17 protein-coding genes and 1 tRNA gene are annotated in these 18,848 nt (G+C 66.4%); 8 read left to right on the forward strand and 10 right to left on the reverse strand.

The features are described from left to right. Nucleotides 1-164: 164 nt before the first annotated feature. The 9 genes from KMAL_RS08320 to KMAL_RS17795 form a co-directional block, all read right to left on the reverse strand. On the reverse strand, nucleotides 165-1,808 hold the full coding sequence (locus KMAL_RS08320) for an NAD-dependent malic enzyme (protein WP_110095248.1): 1,644 nt from the start codon (nucleotides 1,806-1,808) through the stop codon (nucleotides 165-167). Between the two features lie 78 nt (nucleotides 1,809-1,886). Further along, nucleotides 1,887-2,552: a histidine phosphatase family protein gene (locus KMAL_RS08325; protein ID WP_110095264.1), complete on the reverse strand. Its 666-nt coding sequence runs from the start codon at nucleotides 2,550-2,552 to the stop codon at nucleotides 1,887-1,889. Between the two features lie 157 nt (nucleotides 2,553-2,709). Beyond that, entirely contained in the window at nucleotides 2,710-4,815 is a 2,106-nt protein-coding gene (locus tag KMAL_RS08330) for a hypothetical protein (protein WP_110095265.1), read from the reverse strand. Nucleotides 4,816-4,838: 23 nt separating this feature from the next. Continuing rightward, a complete protein-coding gene (locus KMAL_RS08335; protein WP_110095249.1) occupies nucleotides 4,839-5,672 on the reverse strand; it encodes an RluA family pseudouridine synthase in 834 nt (277 codons plus the stop codon). Beyond that, nucleotides 5,669-8,512: a DNA translocase FtsK gene (locus KMAL_RS08340; RefSeq protein ID WP_110095250.1), complete on the reverse strand. Its 2,844-nt coding sequence runs from the start codon at nucleotides 8,510-8,512 to the stop codon at nucleotides 5,669-5,671. The genes KMAL_RS08335 and KMAL_RS08340 overlap by 4 nt, the downstream gene beginning before the upstream one ends. 179 nt (nucleotides 8,513-8,691) lie before the next feature. Further along, a complete protein-coding gene (rsmD, locus tag KMAL_RS08345) occupies nucleotides 8,692-9,267 on the reverse strand; it encodes a 16S rRNA (guanine(966)-N(2))-methyltransferase RsmD (RefSeq protein ID WP_110095251.1) in 576 nt (191 codons plus the stop codon). A gap of 10 nt (nucleotides 9,268-9,277) precedes the next feature. Beyond that, nucleotides 9,278-10,054, reverse strand: a complete 777-nt coding sequence (locus KMAL_RS08350; RefSeq protein ID WP_110095252.1) for a pseudouridine synthase — start codon at nucleotides 10,052-10,054, stop codon at nucleotides 9,278-9,280. Then, a complete protein-coding gene (locus KMAL_RS08355) occupies nucleotides 10,051-10,788 on the reverse strand; it encodes a gamma-glutamyl-gamma-aminobutyrate hydrolase family protein (RefSeq protein ID WP_110095253.1) in 738 nt (245 codons plus the stop codon). The genes KMAL_RS08350 and KMAL_RS08355 overlap by 4 nt, the downstream gene beginning before the upstream one ends. A gap of 88 nt (nucleotides 10,789-10,876) precedes the next feature. After that, the gene (locus tag KMAL_RS17795; RefSeq protein WP_275399309.1) at nucleotides 10,877-11,011 is read right to left on the reverse strand and encodes a hypothetical protein; all 135 of its coding nucleotides are present in this window, start codon (nucleotides 11,009-11,011) and stop codon (nucleotides 10,877-10,879) included. A gap of 352 nt (nucleotides 11,012-11,363) precedes the next feature. On the opposite strand from KMAL_RS17795, the gene KMAL_RS08360 reads away from it, so the two are divergent. The 5 genes from KMAL_RS08360 to KMAL_RS08375 all read left to right on the forward strand — a co-directional run bounded on the left by KMAL_RS08360 (nucleotide 11,364) and on the right by KMAL_RS08375 (nucleotide 15,502). Beyond that, nucleotides 11,364-11,828, forward strand: coding sequence for a nucleoside deaminase (locus tag KMAL_RS08360; protein ID WP_110095266.1), 465 nt, complete (start codon nucleotides 11,364-11,366; stop codon nucleotides 11,826-11,828). A 169-nt stretch (nucleotides 11,829-11,997) separates the two neighbouring features. After that, nucleotides 11,998-13,557: a Do family serine endopeptidase gene (locus tag KMAL_RS08365; RefSeq protein ID WP_110095254.1), complete on the forward strand. Its 1,560-nt coding sequence runs from the start codon at nucleotides 11,998-12,000 to the stop codon at nucleotides 13,555-13,557. Nucleotides 13,558-13,611: 54 nt separating this feature from the next. Next, entirely contained in the window at nucleotides 13,612-13,779 is a 168-nt protein-coding gene (locus KMAL_RS17235) for a hypothetical protein (RefSeq protein ID WP_167400089.1), read from the forward strand. Nucleotides 13,780-13,826: 47 nt separating this feature from the next. Further along, entirely contained in the window at nucleotides 13,827-14,768 is a 942-nt protein-coding gene (gene folD, locus KMAL_RS08370) for a bifunctional methylenetetrahydrofolate dehydrogenase/methenyltetrahydrofolate cyclohydrolase FolD (protein WP_110095255.1), read from the forward strand. Next, complete coding sequence (locus tag KMAL_RS08375; RefSeq protein ID WP_180999773.1) at nucleotides 14,768-15,502, forward strand: methylenetetrahydrofolate reductase; 735 nt, start codon at nucleotides 14,768-14,770, stop codon at nucleotides 15,500-15,502. Before folD ends, KMAL_RS08375 begins: the two co-directional genes overlap by 1 nt. Nucleotides 15,503-15,661: 159 nt before the next feature. Here KMAL_RS08375 and KMAL_RS08380 read toward each other — a convergent pair whose 3' ends face one another. After that, nucleotides 15,662-16,246: an NUDIX domain-containing protein gene (locus KMAL_RS08380; RefSeq protein WP_110095257.1), complete on the reverse strand. Its 585-nt coding sequence runs from the start codon at nucleotides 16,244-16,246 to the stop codon at nucleotides 15,662-15,664. 253 nt (nucleotides 16,247-16,499) lie between these two features. Between KMAL_RS08380 and KMAL_RS08385 the strand changes: the two genes are divergently transcribed. The 3 genes from KMAL_RS08385 to KMAL_RS08395 all read left to right on the forward strand — a co-directional run bounded on the left by KMAL_RS08385 (nucleotide 16,500) and on the right by KMAL_RS08395 (nucleotide 18,464). Then, nucleotides 16,500-17,696 (forward strand): MFS transporter, encoded by a 1,197-nt coding sequence (locus KMAL_RS08385; protein WP_110095267.1) that lies wholly within the window; start codon nucleotides 16,500-16,502, stop codon nucleotides 17,694-17,696. Nucleotides 17,697-17,746: 50 nt separating this feature from the next. Further along, nucleotides 17,747-18,331, forward strand: a complete 585-nt coding sequence (locus tag KMAL_RS08390; RefSeq protein ID WP_110095258.1) for an LOG family protein — start codon at nucleotides 17,747-17,749, stop codon at nucleotides 18,329-18,331. Between the two features lie 56 nt (nucleotides 18,332-18,387). Then, a tRNA-Pro gene (locus tag KMAL_RS08395) sits at nucleotides 18,388-18,464 on the forward strand. Nucleotides 18,465-18,848: the final 384 nt, after the last annotated feature.

Here is an 18,848-nt window from a genome sequence, read left to right on the forward strand (position 1 = left end):
GATGCCATTATTTATGGCAGCTTCTTTTTTTACCTTGATGGCATGATGAAAAGCTGTCCCACTGGACATCCTGCAAGAGCTGGTGTTCCGTAGCGCCTGTTCAGCCAGTATCCAAAAAAATGCCGCCTTTCCAATGGAAGGCGGCTCCCGGATCGCAGACGGTATCAGTCCAGCACGATCGGTTTATAGGCGGGCGTATAGATCATGCCCTCGATCCATTTGCGGATGTCGTCGGGGCGTTCGACATGGGCCATGTCATGGTCGAAGATATATTCCGCAAGCCGGCATGCCGAGGTGATCTCGACTTCGACGATCTGGTCCTGCGGCGGGAACAGGCGTCCGCGCGTCCGCGTCGCAAGGTCCACCTGATCGGCCAGCGCATGCGCTGCCTCGATGATGATATCATCGGTGATGTGGCGCGGGCAGGTGGCGTAGGTGGCAAGGCCGAGGCCGGGGAAGATATAGAAATTGTTGGCCTGTCCCGGATGGAACTCCCGTTCTCCCATCTGGACTACCGGATACTGGATGCCGGCGGCATACAGCGCCTGTCCCTTTGACCAGGTATAGGCCTGTTCCGCCGTACATTCGGCATTGGGAATCGACAGGGCGAAGATGATGGGGCGGTTGTTGATCGCACTCATGCGTTCGACCACGGCCTGCGTGAAGGTACCGCCCGCTGTGGAAACCCCGATCAGGATGGACGGACGAACCCGGTCGACCACGTCCAGCAGGTCTGTCGCGGGCGCTTCATCACGGGCATAGGGGCGCTGCTGTTCCGACAGGTCGGTGCGCGAGGCGACCAGCAGGCCATCCTTATCCATCATGGTGATCCGCGCACGGGCGTCACTTTCGGACAGGCCCTCGCGCTGCATGGCGCGCACCAGCAGGTCGGCGATGCCCAACCCCGATGACCCGGCCCCGAAAAACACGATCTTCTGCTCGGACAGTGGCGCGTCGATGATCTGCAGCGCCGTGGTCAGTCCCGCAAGGGTCACGGCCGCCGTGCCCTGGATATCGTCATTGTAGCACAGCACCCGGTCGCGATAGCGCGCGAGGTAGCGGATGGCGTCGGTACCCTTCCAGTCCTCGAAATGGATGCAGCAGGGGGGAAAGACCTCCTGCACCGCCTCGACGAATTCCTCCACGAACGCGTCGAGTTCGTCCTGCTCCGGCGGTTCGCGCCGCAGCCCGAGATAGAGCGGATCCGCCCGCAGCGCCGCGTTGGTCGTGCCGATATCCAGCTGGATCGGCAGCGTCGTGTGCGGGGGCACCGCCCCGCAGGCGGTATAGAGTTGCAGCTTGCCGATCGGGATGCCCATGCCGTTGGCGCCGATATCGCCCAGCCCGAGGATGCGTCCGCCAGTCGTCACGCAGATGAAGCGGACATTGCGTTCGGGCCAGTTGCGCAGGACGGAGGCGATGCGTCCCTTGTGCTCCAGGCTGATATACATGCCGCGCGGGCGGCGGTACAGGTGGCTGAACGCCTTGCACACTGCGCCAAGCGTCGGCGCATAGACGATGGGCACGAATCGTGCCGGGTCGGACATGATGACCTTGTAGAACAGGGTCTCGTTCCGGTCGCCAAGGCCGGAGAGGTAGATATAGCGTTCAAGGTCGTTCGGCTTGGCGTCGAGGTGACGGAACACGCGCTCCGCCTGGCGTTCCAGCGTCTCGATCTGTGGTGGCAGCAGCCCTTCGAGGTCCAGCGCCCGTCGTTCCTCCGCGCTGAAGGCGGTTCCCTTGTTGGCGGCGGGGTCGTTCAGCAGCGCCGCCCCCCGGGGAATGGAACGGGACGTGGGATGGGTCATCGTGTGCGGTCTCCGGCAGGGGAAAGGGGGCAACGGGTCGTCCTTGCCAACGCCCGAGCATGCCGCATATCCAACGTATCAGACCAGCGGCAGTTCGTTCACATTGACGATGCGCCAGCCCTCGCGCAGGTGCTCGATCACGCTGAGCGACAGGTTCTGGATGGAAAAATGCAGCGCCGTGTGCGCGTGGACATGCAGCGCATGCGCCAGTGCCGCGCGGATCGCCCCGCCATGGCTGACGATCACCATGTCCTGCCCCGCATGTTCGCGCGACATGCGATCGAGTGTCGCGCCGACGCGCGCGCAGACCTGCACCATGCTTTCGCCGCCGGGTGGCTGTTCCGTGGCGCCGACGGACCAGAACGGGTGGGCAGGCACCGCCAGCTTTTCGGGCAGGCGGTCATGTGTCGTTCCGTGCCATTCGCCCATCGACTGTTCGGTAAAGCCGGGTTCGATCCGGCTGGCCTGCATGCCATATCCGGCCTGCTGTATCGCCTGCGCTGTCTGCTGCGCGCGGCCAAGGGGGGAGGTGAACCACAGCGCCGGATGCGGCAGGCGGCGGGCCAGCACTTCATACATGGGGCGTTGGGCCACAAGGCTGTCGGGACACAGCGGCACGTCCATCGCGCCATACAGGTGTCGGCGCGCGTTCTGTTCGACAAGAGCGTGGCGGATCAGCCAGAACCGCGTGACGCCTTTCTGCAACTGCGGGGTATCGAGGAAATTACCGTGGTTTTGCGGCATGGGAGCAGGGGTCTCCATAGGCGTTTGTTCGCGTTTGCCCAGCTTCAGGGCGAAGCCGAAATTCAAAAGTTTTTGGTGAAGCTTTTTTCAAAAAGCTTCGAAAAACGTCGCCTTTTTGAAAAAAGGCGACACCCAAAAACTTTTATTTTTTAAGACATCAACCCTGTTCCAGGTGATGGGGCATGTAGGTCGGGTGCGGGTCATGGGCGGCGATGGTGGGCCAGTGGCGCAGGATCAGGCTGATCTTGTCCACCACGCGGCGGACATCGCGGGTTTCGCGTTCCATCCGGCGGCGGCTGTCCATCCCGTCATGCGATGGCTCGCCCGAGACGAGGCGCGCGCCCGCCGAAATACGCAGCGCCCCGGCCAGCGCCCCATCCAGCGCCGGATGCGCCAGCGGCACGGGCTGTCCCACATGGCACAGCAGGGCGGCAAGGCGGCGTTCGTCCGCGTCACGGGCGGGAATGACGGTGGAAAGGTCGGTATTGAGCCACGCATACAGCCTGCGCGCCTGTGCCAGCGCCAGCGGGCGGAACGTGTCGCCCGCGTCATGGGCGCGCACGAAAAAGGACAGGATCGTTGCCGCGTCGTCCCACGCATCCGCCAGCGGCCGCCGCCGGGGGGCGTAGGGCGGCAGCAGGCACAGGTCGGGATTATGCGTGATCGCGTCGCGCGCCGCCGACAGGAACGTGCGCAGGCGCTGCGTCACGGTGGCGCGTGGCACGTCGGCCAGTGCCGCCATTTCCGCCAGCGCCGCATGCCAGCGCAGGAGCAGCCCGATATTGTGCCCCGCAGGCAGCACCGTGCGCGCCTGTCCCACGGGCCACGCCGCCTGATGGGTGTATTGCGCAAGGCCCGCCGGCAGGCGACCCGACAGGCGCGCCATGACCGGCGCAGGCAGCAGGACCGCCCCGCAGAAGGGGGGACCGGTAAAGAATTTGGACCCCGTGACCATCACCATCCACCCCCGGTCGAGGTAGTCGCGCACCCGCATGGGGTCGAGGCGCGTCTGGCAGGCATCCACCACTACATCCACCTGACCTGCGGGCGCGGTGGCGACGAGGGTGTCGAGTGTCTCCATCTGCGGGGCGAGCAGCCCGGTCTTCGACAGGTCGAGACGATGCAGAAGGATATGTCGTCCGCGCGCCAGTTCCGCCCGGGCCACGCGCAGGCAGTCCGCATCGACCTGCGCCAGCGGGATCTGCTGCCCGCGCGCGTCGCGCATCGGCAGGTCGATCACCTGCGTATCATCGGGGAACCCGGCGATCAGGTGCCCCTTTGGCACCATGTGGCCCAGTGCGGTGTCGTTGGCGAAATGGCACCCCCGCGCGGCCAGCGGCACGCCGCTGCCGGTTTCTTCCGGCGCGATCAGGATGTTACTGACCGCACGCCCCCCCGGCGCAAGGGCGGCCAGCGCAAGGGCGTAAAGCTCGCAATCCGTGCCGGAGGGGGCGAGGATGATGCCTTCATCCCCGCGCAGGCCGAAATGGCGGCCGATCCCGTCATGGATTTCCGCCGTCAGGGTGGCGGGCACATCGGTCTGCGGGTCTGACAGGGCGGCGGCGATCAGGCGCAGGCGCGCGGCCTCCGCCCCGGCGAACCCCCGTTCGGACAGTGATGACGCGGTGGAGGACGCGAACGTCACCGCCCACGGGCGCGGGCGATGCGAACATCCGTAATGGTTCAGGCCGGTGGTGGGATCGATGCTCAGCCGCGCATCCCCGCCCATTGCCATCAGCGTCTCGGTCGGGCCGGTCCACGCCCATAGCGGGCCAAGGCGCGCATGCACGTCATGGATGTCGGGCAGCGTTGCGGGGGCGGGCTGGCATGGGGCAATGGCCTGCCAGACATCATGCAGGCGATCGGGCGGGGGCAGATGGTCCGCCGCCATGATGTCGATCCATGTCGGTAGCGCCGCAGGCGTGGCTGCCACGGCCACCACGCCGTCCGGTGCCGCATCGCAGGTGACATCAAGCCCATGGAACAGCGCCGCCGTGCGGGCCGCGCACAATGCCGCCATAACGGGCTGGTGGGGGGCGATGTCGAGCAGGTGCGCAAGTTCCAGCGCATGGCGCAGGTAGAACGCGCTGTGCGTCCCATTTCCCAGGCATGCCGATCCCAGCAGGACATCCCCCCTGTCCGTGACGCGGAACGGTTCGGGCAGGTCAGGCGACAGGCTGATGCGCCGCGTCCCCGCGATGACGCGCAGGTCGGGACGTTCAAGGACGCGGATCAGGCCTTCGGTGAGCTGTTGGGCAAGCACGGGGTTCTCCGTAATGGGGCGCGTCAGGATGTCGGGGCGGCCACGCCGTGGCTGCGGCGGCGTGTGCGGGGATGGGTCCGCATGGCCGCACCATCCGCTGGCGGCTCGGTCGCCGGGTGGGCCGGCGGACATGTTTCCCCCAGCGTCCAGCCCGCCTGCCGGGCGGTCAGCCGCATGTGGGCCGGTGGGGGGGCGATGGCATGGATGGGCAGGTCAAGTGGCAGGTACAGTTCACGACTCATCAGGTGCAGCAGTTTTCCATCCGCCCGACCATATTGACCATCCCCCATCACCGGGCAACCCAGCGTCGCGCAATGCACCCGTGCCTGATGGGTGCGCCCCGTCTCCAGCCGCAGTTCCAGCCAGCTTGCCGGGCTGCCGTCGGGCATGTGCCCGCGTGCAAGGCAGCGCCATGCCGTGCGTGCGTCCTGCCCGCCCGGCGCGGCCTCGATCCGCCATCCCGTGTGGTCGGCCCGACGCAGCAGCGGCGCATCGACCACACCGTGGCCGGCGGGGGGATGGCCATGGGTGATCGCCCAGTACAGCTTGGTTGCCCGCCCATTGCCAAGGCATTCCTGTGCCGCAAGAAGTGCCTGCTTGCGCAATGCGATCAGCAGGCAGCCCGACGTGTCACGATCCAGCCGGTGGGCCAGCCACGGCCCGTTGCGATGACGTGACATCAGGCCGAACGCGTCCTCCACGCTCGGCCCGCCCGCGCGGCCCGGATGGGCGGGCAGGCCCGCAGGCTTGTCGATCACGATGAAATGCCGGTCCTGAAACAGGACGGGAAAGGGAAGGTTCCCCCCGCCTGCGGTCGGGATGTCACGGCGGGGGGATGGTCCGGCCCGGCGCTTCATTCGTCCTCGGCGGTCTTGCGCATCAGCACCTCGCGGCGGCCGACATGGTTGGCCTCGCTGACAAGGCCTTCCTTCTCCATCTGCTCGATGATCTTGGCCGCGCGGTTGTAGCCGATCGAGAGATGGCGCTGGATGAAGGAGGTCGAGGCCTTGCCTTCGCGCGCGACAAGCTCCACCGCCTGCCCGAACAGGCTGTCTTCCTCGCCCCCGCCACCACCGATCGCGCGGCCGCCGCCATCCTCGTCCTGCGCGGAGATGACATCGTCGTCATAGATCGGCTCGCCCTGCGCGCGCAGGAAGGCGACCACGGCCTCGACCTCGCTGTCCTCGACAAACGGTCCGTGGACGCGGGTGATGCGCCCGCCCGCCTGCATGAACAGCATGTCGCCCCGGCCAAGCAACTGTTCCGCGCCCTGTTCGCCAAGGATGGTGCGGCTGTCGAACTTGCTGATGACCTGAAAGGAGATGCGGGTCGGGAAGTTCGCCTTGATGGTGCCGGTGATGACATCGACCGACGGGCGCTGTGTCGCGATGATCAGGTGGATGCCCGCCGCGCGCGCCTTCTGCGCCAGGCGTTGCAGCAGGGCCTCGATCTCCTTGCCCGCCACGATCATCAGGTCAGCCATCTCGTCGACGATGACGACGATATAGGGCAGCGCATCAAGCGCAAGCTGCTGTTCCTCGAATGTCGGCTTGCCAGTTTCGGGGTCGTATCCGGTCTGTACGCGCCGGGTGACGATTTCGCCCCGGGCGCGGGCCTCGGCCACGCGTTCGTTGTAGCTGGCGATGTTGCGCACCTGCAGGTGGGCCATGGCGCGATACCGGCGGTCCATCTCGCGCACGGTCCATTTCAGCGCCGCGACCGCCTTGGCCGGTTCGGTCACCACCGGCGTCATCAGGTGGGGAATGCCCTCATAGATCGAGAATTCAAGGATCTTGGGGTCAATCAGGATCAGGCGGCACTGGTCCGGCGACAGCCGGTACAGCAGCGACAGGATCATGGCGTTCACGCCCACCGACTTGCCTGACCCGGTGGTGCCCGCGATCATCAGGTGCGGCATGGAGCCGAGGTCGCTGTAGACCGGCTCCCCCGCGATGTCCTTGCCCAGCGCGAGATTCAGGCGCGCGCGCGCATGCACCCAGCGCTCGTCATGCAGCAGTTCGGAGAAATAGACCGTGTCGCGGCGCGTGTTGGGCACCTCGATGCCGATGACATTGCGCCCCGGCACCGTGGCGATGCGCACGCTCAGCACCGAAAGCGAGCGCGCGACATCGTCGGCCAGCCCGATGACACGCGCGGCGCGGATACCCGGTGCGGGCATCAGTTCGAACAGGGTTACGACCGGCCCGGCGTGATAGGTGTTGATCTCCCCCTGCACCCCGTATTCCGACAGGACGGTGACAAGGTGCGCGGCATTGGCCCTGAGCAGTTCTTCCGTCGGGCCGGTCGTCGCATGCGATGGCGGCGGATGCAGGAGGGAGAGCGGCGGCAGCTGCCATGCATGCTGCTGCGGCGCGTCATACTGTTCTTCGGCAGGGACGCTGGCCGCATGCGGGGCGGGCGGTGGCGGGTCTTCCACCACGGGGGCCGAAGGTGCGGGCGGGCGCGTGGCACCACCCGTGCTGAACAGGCGTCCCAGCAGCGTCGGGCGTTCTGGCTGCGGCGCGGCCGGGGGGGTAAATGTCGTCGCCGGTGGCGGCGGGGCCTCATGCCATGGGGCGACATCCTGCGACCCGGCCTGCGTTTCCAGAAGCGGCGGCGGGATATCCTCTTCCATGCCCGGCGGGTGCACCCAGTTCGTGCCGATCGACACGCGCCCCTGCCGGGCGGCGGCGGGCAGGCTGGCGGCAGCGGCGGGCGGCGCGGCCACATCGCGTGCGGGCGGCAGCGGGGGGTGTGCGGATTCGCGCACGCTCAGCGAGCGTGAGGTCGCAGGCGGCGGCACTGGCGGCGGCGGGGTCATGGCGCGTGAGGGCGCGTCGGCCGTGGCCTCCACCGCCGGGTATTCCGTTACCGGCAGGGTCGGGTCGGGGGCTGCGGGCGGCCTGTCGGGTGTCATGCGGCGGGGGGGCAGTTCCTCTTCCGGCAGCGCATCGGCAAGGCTGTCGCGCATGCGCGGGGGCGTATCCACCGGGGCGGCCGGGGGGGATGTGCGGGCGCGTATGCTGTTCGCCAGCGCCTGCGTGCCCGCGGCAAGGCGGGCGGGCTGGCGTCCCACCGTGCGCAGCGCGCGCCCGATCGCCCGCCATTCCGACAGCGACAGCGCCATTGCCAGCGGGATCAGCAGCAGAGCCAGCACAAGGCCGAGCAGCCACATGACGGGCCGTCCCCATGGCCCCATCAGGCTGACGCCCGCCTGCAGCGCCATGTGCGCGATGGACAGCCCGACCGCGCCCCCCAGCCCGGAATCGGCGGGCCATTGCGGGTTGGGAAAGGAGGGGAGCATGATCGGCAGCGCCGCGAGCAGCGCGGAGACGACCGGCATCGCCGCAAGCAGCGCGGTGACGCGGAGCAGCCCCGATCCCACGCCATTATGGCGGATGATGCGCCACCCCCATGCGATCAGGGCAAGGATGACCAGCGCGCAGGTGGCGCCCATGTTCTGCAGCAGGAAATCCGAGACATAGGCCCCGACCGTGCCAAGCAGGTTGGTCGGCGCCTGCGCGCTGGAGGTATTGGCCGAGGAATCGCGCGGGTCATAGCTCCACAGTGCCGCCATCAGCGCGAGGGCGAGCATCCACAGCGCGACCCCGCCCGTTTCGGCAAGGCGCCGCACCAGCCGGATCCGCGTGGGGCCGGAGGTAAGGGACTCGGGGATGAAACGGCCGGGGATCGCCAAAAATCCGTATCCTGCTTGCATGGCCATGGAATCGCGGCATGCAGGCTGCCGGGGTGTGGCCGTCATGAAAAATCCGGGCGGGACAAGGCGGGCGTGAACCCGCGCGCGCCTGCGTGAAGGGGACTATAACGCGGCGATGGCGCGTGAAAGAAGGGCGGTTGCGTCTTTTATGGACGAAATTATCGTGCCCGGCCGTCCCCGTGCCGCCAGACCGACAGGCGCGCCGCCCCATGTTCGCGCTGCGCCAGCAGGTGTTCGGGGGCGAGGGGCGGGGCCTCGTCAGCGGCGGTTTCCACGATGACCAGCGCATCGGGCGCGATCCACCCGCCACGTTCGAGCGTGGCGAGGGCTGCGGCCGGCAGGTCGCGGCCATAGGGCGGGTCGAGGAACACCAGATCCGCAGGGGACGCCGCGCCACGGGGCGGCAGGCGCGTCATGTTCCATGCCCGTACCTGCGCCATGGCCTGCGCCCCGCAGGCCGCGATGTTGTCGCGCAGGGCCGACAGCGCGTTGCGGTCGCTTTCGATGAACAGCGCGCCCGCCGCCCCGCGCGACAGGGCCTCCAGCCCCAGGCCGCCGGTGCCCGCGAAGCCGTCGATCACCTGTGCGCCCTCGACCCGGCCGCGCCCGGCCCATGGCGCGTGCATCAGCATGTCGAACAGGGCCTGGCGCACCCGGTCGGCGGTTGGGCGCGTCACGCGGCCCGGTGGCGCGCGCAGGGCGCGGCCACGGAAACGTCCGGCGACAATCCTCATGGGCGGACCGTCACGCCCGGCCGTTGCGGCGCGGGCTGGCAAGCCCGGGCACCTGTTCGCGCAGGACCTTGCCGGTGACTTCCTCAAGCTCCTCACGCTCCAGCGTGCCAAGCTGGAACGGCCCGTAGGAGGTGCGGATCAGGCGGCTGACATGCAGGTTCAGCCCGCGCATGACCTTGCGGATCTCGCGGTTCTTGCCTTCGCGCAGGGAGACGGTCAGCCACGCATTGTCGCCCCGGCTGGAATCCAGCGCCGCCTCGATGGGGCCATAGCGCACGCCCTCGAACACGCTGCCCTGCGCAAGGTCGGCGAGGCGGTCTTCGTTCACCACGCCGAAGACACGCACGCGATAGCGGCGGATCCAGCCGTTGCTCGGCAGTTCCAGGCGGCGGGCGAGTTCACCGTCATTGGTCAGCAGCAGCAGCCCCTCGCTGTTGAGGTCGAGGCGCCCGACGCTGATGACGCGCGGCATCCCTTCGGGCAGGGAGGCGAACACCGTGGGGCGGCCATCGGGGTCGCGGTGTGTCGTCACCAGCCCGTCGGGCTTGTGATAGCGCCACAGCCGGGTGCGGTCGGGGGCGGCGATGACCTTTTCATCCACCTGCACGATGTCGCCATCGCTGACGAAGGTGGCGGGATGGCGCACGATGTCACCATTGAGGCGCACGCGCCCTTCCTCGATCATGCGTTCGGCGTCACGCCTGCTGGCGACACCGGAGCGGCCCAGCCACTTGGCGATGCGGTCGCCATGCGGGGCGGAAGGGGCGGGAGAGGCGTCTTTTGTCATTCTGTATGTCTCGAAGCGTCGATCAGGGCATCGAACAGGTGGCGGTCGCCTGACGATATGCCGTATTCGGGATGCCATTGCACCCCGATGCAGAAGGGATGGCCCGGCAGTTCCACGGCCTCGATCACGCCATCGGGGGCGACGGCGCTGACGATGGCCCGGCCGGGGGTGGCGACAGCCTGGTGGTGGGCCGAATTGACCGCCATGCGGGTGGCGCGCGTGATGTGCGCAAGGCGTGTGCCGGGGACGATGGTGACCTCGTGCCCGGCCTCGTGCCGTGGGTTGGGCTGTTCATGGGGCAGGGGGGCCGTGATGGTGTCGGGGATATGCTGTATCAGTGTGCCGCCCAGCGCAACCGCGAGCAACTGTTCCCCGCCACATATGCCAAGGATTGGCCGCCCCATGCGCAGCGCGGCCTCCACCAGCGCCAGTTCGGCGGTGGTGCGCGCGGATTTCGTGGTGACGCTGGGGTGTGTGTCGCCCCCGTCATACAGGTCGGGCGAAATGTCGAACGCGCCGCCCGTGACGATCAGGCCATCGAGTCGCACCATGAGGGCCGCCGCCTGCGCCGCGTCATGGGGCAGGCCGACCGGCAGTCCCCCCGCCGCCGTGACGGCATCCATGTAGTTGCAGCGCAGCGCGTACCATGGATAGCGCGAGTAGCCACCGCGCTGCGGGGGGCAGGGCGGTTCGCAGTCCAGTGTCACGCCGATCAGGGGAGGGGACGTATCCATTCCGTTTCCCTAGAAGAATTCGCAAGGAAAGGAAATGCGCCCGCCCCGCCCCAACCGGTCCCGGCAGGTGTCGCCTGCCGCCGTCGTGCTACTGCTGCCCCACGGGGGAGAGGCTGCACGCGACGGGGCAGGCTTCGGAGCGGCGGATGCCACGGGGTGCGTCCGCGATGGCCATGCCTGCGACGATCGCGGCAGTGGTCAGAATCAGCGTAAGCGTATGCATGCCCTTTCTCCCGTGTGCTGTGATGCGCGCCGGTGCCGTGCGATCCGCCGCAGGGGGCGGAAGATGCCGCCGGAAAGTGACGCGCGGGTGAGTCCAGATCCCTGATTACAGAATGTTACAGAACATGACGGCATACAAGGCAGGATGGCAGCCCGAATCATGAAATGTCCATGAAAATTGCGGTTTCCTGACACGAATTTGCACTGTTGTTGTGTTTTCGCACGGTAACGGACTGGTGCGGTGCCCTGCCCCGTCACGTTCCATGCCGGCAACGTCATGATGGCCCGCAGGGTTGCAGGCGCGCTATCATGACGTGATGCCGCACCCTTCCGCCCCCGATGCCGCGCCGGACATGCCCCCACGGCGCACGCGCGACCCGATGTCCCTTGCCTTTGCCGAGGCGCGCGCCGCCGCCCTGCGCGGGGAGGTGCCGGTGGGCGCGGTGGTGGTCGGCCCCGGTGGCATTGTCCTTGCGCGCGCGGGCAACCGGACGGAGGAGTTGCACGACCCCTCCGCCCATGCGGAGATGCTGGCCCTGCGTGAGGCGGTGCGCGTGCGCGGTGGGCGGCGCCTTGCGGACTGTGCGCTGTATGTCACGCTCGAACCCTGTCCGATGTGCGCGGGGGCGGCGGTGCATTTCCGCATCGGGCGCATCCTGTTCGGGGCCTATGACCCCAAGGGCGGCGGGGTGGACCATGGGCCGCGCCTGTTCGCCCGCCCCGGCTGCCTGCACCGGCCGGAGACCATCGGCGGCCTGCGTGAGCAGGAGGCGCAGGCCATGCTGCGGGCCTTCTTTGGCGACCGCCGCACGCCCTGAACGGCGCATCGTGCATGCGCCGGGGGGGGAGGCGCCATGGCCGTGTAATCTAACGTATCTTTCATGCGGTGGTATAAGAGGGGTTGGTTCTCTTGCGTCACAGTGCGGGCGATGGGACTGTAACCCCGGTCGGGACGGCCCAGCCCGACGCAAGCGAGATCAGACCAAGATGTTCAGGGATGCCATGTCAGACGCAGTAAAGCCGAAAACCCTTTTCCCCCGCCCGGCGCGCGGGGCACTCCTCGCCACGTTGCTTGCCAGCAGCCTGCTTGGCGGCATGGTGGCCGGTGCGCCCTGCGCCCGCGCGGATGACAGCGGCGTCATCCGGCCTGATACGCAGGTGCAGCAGCTTCCGAACTTCGTCAGCCTCGTCAAGCAGGTGAAACCCGCCGTCGTTTCCATCACGGCCAAGATCCACAATGCCGACACGGGCGAGGAAATGGGCGGCGGCATGCCCGGCGGCTTTCCGTTCCCTTTCCCGTTCCAGATGATGCCGCAGCAGCACCATGACGTGGAGGCGCGCGGCTCGGGCTTCATCATCTCCCCTGACGGATATGTCGTGACCAACAACCATGTCGTGAAGGGCGCGACGAAGGTGACGGTGACGCTCGATGACGGCACCAGCCTGCCGGCCAAGATCGTCGGCCGGGATTCCAAGACCGACATCGCACTGCTCAAGGTCACGCCCTCGGGCAAGCTGCGTTTCATCGAACTGGGTGATTCCGACAAGGTGGAACCGGGTGAATGGGTGGTCGCGGTCGGCAATCCCTATGGTCTGGGCGGCACGGTGACGGCGGGCATCGTCTCCGCGCGCGGGCGCGACATCGGCGATGGCCCGTATGATTCCTTCATCCAGATCGACGCCCCGATCAACCGTGGCAATTCCGGCGGCCCGCTGTTCACGCAGGACGGCAAGGTCGTGGGCGTGAACACCGCCATCCTGTCGCCGTCTGGCGGGTCGATCGGCATCGGCTTCGCCATTCCGTCCGACACGGTCAAGAACGTGGTGGAACAGCTGGAGAAGACCGGCCATGTCACGCGCGGCTACCTTGGCGTCACGGCGCAGGCGATCACGCCGTCCATGGCCACGGCGCTGGGCCTGAAATCCGTCAATGGCGCGCCGGCGGCGGGTGCCCTTGTCGCCAGCGTCAGCGCCGGCAGCCCGGCGGAGAAGGCCGGGATCAAGGCGGGTGACGTCGTGACCGACCTGAACGGGCAGAAGATCGACACGCCCCATACGCTGGCGGTCAAGGTGGCCTCCGTCGTGCCGGGGACCAAGGTGACGGTCGGCTACCTGCGCAACAACAAGCCCCAGACGGCGAGCGTGACCATCGCCAACCTTGGCAAGGGCGGTTCGGCCGATGGCACGATCGGCGATGACCATTCCGAGGACAAGGGACCGCGCCTTGGCGTCTCGCTCGCGCCGCTGACGCCTGATGCGCGCCAGCAGCTTGGCCTTGACGAGAATGTCCATGGTGTTGTCGTCAGCGATGTGCAGCCCGGCTCCTCGGCGGAGCAGGCGGGCATCCATGCGGGTGACGTGATCCAGGCCGTGGGCAACAAGCCGGTGGAAAATCCCCGCGCCACGGTGTCCGCCATCCGCCAGGCGCTGGAGATCAACCATTCCGTCCTGCTGCGGGTCGTGCGTAATGGGCAGAGCATCTTTGTCGCGGTGACGCCGGGCAGCGATGACAATGACAATGGCGGCGATGACGACGACGACCAGTAAGCCGTATCCCACCATCAGGTGCGATAACATTTCCAGCTAAAGGAAACCGGGGGCATGTCCCCCGGTTTTTTTACGCCAATCGTCCAAAAGTTTTTGGTGAAGCTTTTTTCAAAAAGCTTCGGAAGACGCCGCCTTTTTGAAAAAAGGCGGCACCCAAAAACTTTTATTATGTTTATCGGCGGTTTTTTGAAACAATCCCCAAAGGTGATTGTCGCGGCCTGACTTCTTGCGTATCTGCTGTGCGTCGTGTTGCAAGTCGCGGAGGGGTTATGACCGGTCCAGTATCATCCGATCCACAGGTGTCCGTATCCGGGGCGCCCACACCGGGAGAAGCCCGCCTGATTGATGGCAAGGGGTTCGCCAACCGCCTGACGCAGGAGATCGCGGAGGATGTGCGCGCATTCTATGCCCGCCATCAGGTTACGCCCGGCCTTGCGGTGGTGCTGGTTGGCAATGATCCCGCAAGCGAGGTCTATGTCCGCAACAAGGCGCTGCAGACCCATCGCGCGGGCATGCGTTCGTTCATGCACATGCTGCCGGAGACGACATCGCAGGAGGAACTGCTCGCCCTGATCGGGCGGTTGAATGCCGATCCCGAAATCCATGGCATCCTCGTGCAGTTGCCGCTGCCGGGCGATCTTGATCCCGTGGCGGTGACCAACGCCATCGACCCGCGCAAGGATGTGGACGGGCTGGGTGTGGTCAATGCGGGCCGCCTTGCGCTGGGCCTGCCGGGGATCGTGCCGTGCACGCCGCTGGGTTGCCTGCTTCTGCTGAAATCCTATGTCGGGGACCTGCGGGGCCTCAACGCCATGGTGGTCGGGGCGTCGAACCTTGTCGGTCGTCCCATGGCGCAACTGCTGCTGCGTGAAGGCTGCACCGTGACCGTCGCGCATATCGATACGCGCAACCCGCAGGCGCTGGCGCGGCAGGCAGACATCCTGGTGGTCGCGACCGGGTGCAGCGGACTGGTGACGGGGGAATGGATCAAGCCCGGCGCGACCGTGATCGATGTCGGCATTTCCCGCGTGCGGCTGGACAATGGAAAGACGCGGCTGGTCGGTGACGTGGTGTTTGACGAAGCCCGTCACATCGCGGGGCAGATCACCCCGGTTCCCGGTGGTGTCGGCCCGATGACGATCGCCTGCCTGCTGCGCAACACGATGCAGGCGGCGCGTGAACTGGTCGAAGGCGTGCGGGGGGACGTGTGATGCATGTTTCCGTTGAACTGATCCCCCGCGATACCGAAACGCTGCTGCGTGACGCGGCGGAGGTCCGGTCGTGCTTCCCCCTTGCGGACATGATCAACATTCCCGACCTGCTGCGCTTTCCCCTGCGCAGTTGGGACGCGGCGGCGCTGGTCCGCCCGCATTTCCCCAATGTGATCCCGCACATCCGGGCCATCGACATTGCCCCCGACGCGCCCCTGCCGGGCGTGGGGCAGGAGGGGCTGGAGGCGGTGCTGGTGGTGCAGGGCGATCCGCCATCGGACCTGCGGCACCTGACCTATCCCAACACGACCGAAAGCATCATCCGCCGTTACCGTGCGGAGGCCCCGCACCTGTCGGTCTATGCCGCGTTCGACCCGTACCGCCGCGCGCCGTATGAGGAAATGGAGGCGATCGCGCGCAAGAAGGAGGCCGGGGCCGCCGGGTTCTTCACGCAGCCGATCTTTGACATGCGCATGCTGGACCTGTGCATGAACTGGCTGCATGGGGAAAATGTGTTCTGGGGGATCTCCCCGGTGGTCGGCCCGCGTTCGCGTTCCTACTGGGAGACGACGAACCATGTCATCTTCCCCCATGATTTCGAACCGACGATGGAGGCGAACATCGCCTTCGCCCGGCAGATGATGCACGCGGTGCGCGCGCAGGGGGGGAATGTCTACCTCATGCCGCTGCGGGTGAACCTGCAGCGGTATCTCGTGCCGCTGTGTGACGTCTGAAAAGGATAAGTGATAAAAGTTTTTGGGTGCCGCCTTTTTTTAAAAGGCGGCGTTCTTTGAAGCTTTTTGAAAAAAGCTTCACCAAAAACTTTCAATCTTCTCCAATAACCTCTGGCTCGTATGGCCTGCGGCTTCTTGCCGCACCAGACGTGGCAGGTGTCAGATCCAGCCCTGCGTGCGGATCAGGCCGAAGGCGGCGATGGTGACCATGCAGGTGATGCGCCCGTCGCGGATCATCGCCTCCATCTCCTCCAGCGCGACCTTGTGGCAGGTGATGTCTTCTTCCGTGTCCTCGCGCGCGCTCGGCCCCTGCGTCAGTCCGGTGGCAAGGTAGGCGCGGCCTTTCTGCGTGGTGTATCCCGCGCCCTGGTACATCAGGCCGGCGTCGCGCATGGTTTCGGCCAGAAGGCCCGTCTCCTCGCGCAGTTCGCCGCGCGCCACGTCTTCGGCGCTGGCGTCGGGGCGGGTTTCCCACATGCCCATCGGCAGTTCCCACATCCGCTGCTTGATGGGGTAGCGGTATTGCTGGATCAGCGTGACGAAGCGTCTGCCGTCTTCTTCCCACAGGGGCAGGATGACGACGAAATCCCCGCGTTCGACCACGCCATACAGTCCCTTGCGGCCATTGGGACGGATGATGATGTCCTCCCGCAGGCGTGTCCACGGGTTTTCATAGGCAAGGCGGCTTGATACGGTGACGAAGCCGCCCGCGTCGGGCGTGGGGTCATGGGGCGTGTCGGTCATGATGGCGTGCGGGCCTGCTGTCCTGTTGGCGGGATGACGTCGGGACAGGTTATATGTTACGTACCTGTCCTGCCAACCATGACGCGCACCGCGTTATGTGCATGGGTCACGCGCTTGTTTTGCCTGCGTCATGCCCGTTACTGGTATTGCGTCACGGTGTCGCCATCGTGTCCGTCCATGCGGGCGCGCAGGCGTGGCCTGTATCGCACTGGCCCCTGTCCCGCATATCCCCAGTCGGAGTTTCGATCGCATCATGACCCTGCCGCAGACGTCCACGGCGTCACCAACACGGCGGATTCTGGCCGTCGTCCTGTTCAACCTGCTGTGTTACATCGATATCGGGCTGCCGATGGCGGTCATCCCGGTCTTTGTGCACCAGGTGCTGGGATACAACACGGTCATCGCGGGTTTCGCCGTATCGCTGCAATATCTCGCGACCTTTGCCTCTCGCGCGTCGGCGGGGCAGGCGGCGGACCGGCGCGGGGCGAAACCGGCCGTGGTGATCGGCCTTGTGGTCTGCACGCTGTCGGGCGTGATGCTGATGACATCGGGCCTGTTGCGCCACTATGCCGCGCTGTCGGCCTTGATGCTGATCTTCAGCCGCGTCTTCCTTGGCGTGGGGGAAAGCTGGACCGCTACCGGCGCGATCATGTGGAACATCGGCCGCGTGGGGGCCACGCGCACCGCGCAGGTGATTTCATGGAATGGTGTGACCTCCTATGGCGGGATCGCGCTTGGCGCGCCGATCGGGCAGATGCTTTCGGGGCTGCCGCTGCCTTATGGCGGGCTGGTGCTGGTGGGGCTTTTGTCGGCGCTGCTGCCCTTCATCGGGTTCCTGATGGCGCTGGGCTACGAACCCGTGGCTCCCGTCGTGCACAAGGGGCCGCCCACGCCGTTTCGCACCGTTTTCTGGCGGGTGCTGCCGCATGGGGTGGTGCTGGCGTGCGGGTCGGTCGGGTTCGGCACCATCTCGTCATGCCTTGCGCTGTTTTTCGCGCACCAGAACTGGAATGGTGCCGCTATCGCGCTGGCGGCGTTCGGGATCGTGTTCGTGCTGGTGCGCTTTGTCTTCGCGCGGCAGATCGACCGTCGCGGCGGGCTGATCGTGGCGCTGATTTCCCTGATTGTGGAGACGATCGGCCTGCTGGTGCTGTGGCGCTGTTCTGGCGTGTTCATGGCCGATGTGGGCGCGGCCCTGACGGGGGCGGGATTCTCGCTCGTGTTCCCGGCACTGGGCGTGCTGGCGGTCGCACGGGTCGGGCCGGAAAACCGTGGCGCGGCCCTTGGCGCGTTTTCGGTGTTCCTTGATATCGCGGTGGGCCTGTCGGGGCCTCTGCTTGGCCTTGTCATCCAGACGATGGGATATGGCGCGTTGTTCATGGTGTCCGCACTGTTTACGCTGGCGGGTGTCGGGACCACGATCCTCCTGCAGCGCCAGGCGCGTGCATGAGGGCGCGGCCCTGATATCCATCGCCATGATTTGTGGGAGACTGCTCTGATATGTCCATTTCCTCGGCCGCTGTATTCTGTGGATCGCGCTTTGGCGTGCGGCCTGAATTCCACGACGCCGCCACGGAACTTGGCGCATGCCTTGGCCAGGCGGGGATCCGCCTGGTCTATGGCGGGGGGCATGTCGGCCTGATGGGGGCCGTGGCCGACGCGACGCTGAAGGCCGGGGGACGGGTGACGGGGATCATCCCCGCATTCCTGCATGACCGCGAAGTCATGCATGAAGGGGTGACGGACCTGACGGTCACGACCTCCATGCATGAACGCAAGGCGCTGATGTTCTCGAAATCCGATGTCTTCGTGGTGATGCCCGGCGGCCTTGGCACCTTTGACGAGACGATCGAGATCATGACGTGGCGTCAGTTGAAACAGCATGACAAGCCGATCTTCATCGTCAACATCGCGGGTTGGGCGGGGCCGCTGCTGGCCATGATCGAATCCGCGATCGAAAATGGATTCGCATCGCCGAGCGTGCGTCGCCTGTTCCATGTGGTCGATGATGTACCTGCCCTGATGCGCGCGCTGCATGGCGCGGCTACCCCCGATGGCGGCAACGTCAACGTCGATCATTTCTGAAAAGACGCCTCTCCCCCTTGCGGAACGCGCCAGACCCCTGTATAGCCGCCTCCAGACGGAGTGTAGCTCAGCTTGGTAGAGCACTGTGTTCGGGACGCAGGGGCCGGAGGTTCGAATCCTCTCACTCCGACCAGCCCTGTTTTTACAGCGGACTGGTCAGGACGCCTTATAGAGGCGCCGCCTTCGGGCGATATTTCCCGCCAGAAAATCATGCCTGAAATTATTGGATATGTGCCCCCTCGCGCAGGGGGGCGTATTCTCCCATATTGATGCGGATACGCATGCGGTCCCCGTGCGTCGCGCGCATGGGACGGAATGTAACATATCGATAGGATCCTGTGCCGTATCGGGGCGCATTTGCGGGGCATGGTGCCCCTGGCGAGGGAGGAACTGGGAATGAAACGCTTTCTTCTGGCTGGCGTAGCACTGGCCCTGGCCGGGGGTATGGTCATTGGTGGTCCCGCGCCCGCCGATGCCCGTGGCGGCGGGGGTGGCGGTTTCCGTGGCGGCGGTGGCG

The sequence above is a fragment of the Novacetimonas maltaceti genome (genome assembly GCF_002906255.1).
Lineage (GTDB): Bacteria > Pseudomonadota > Alphaproteobacteria > Acetobacterales > Acetobacteraceae > Novacetimonas > Novacetimonas maltaceti.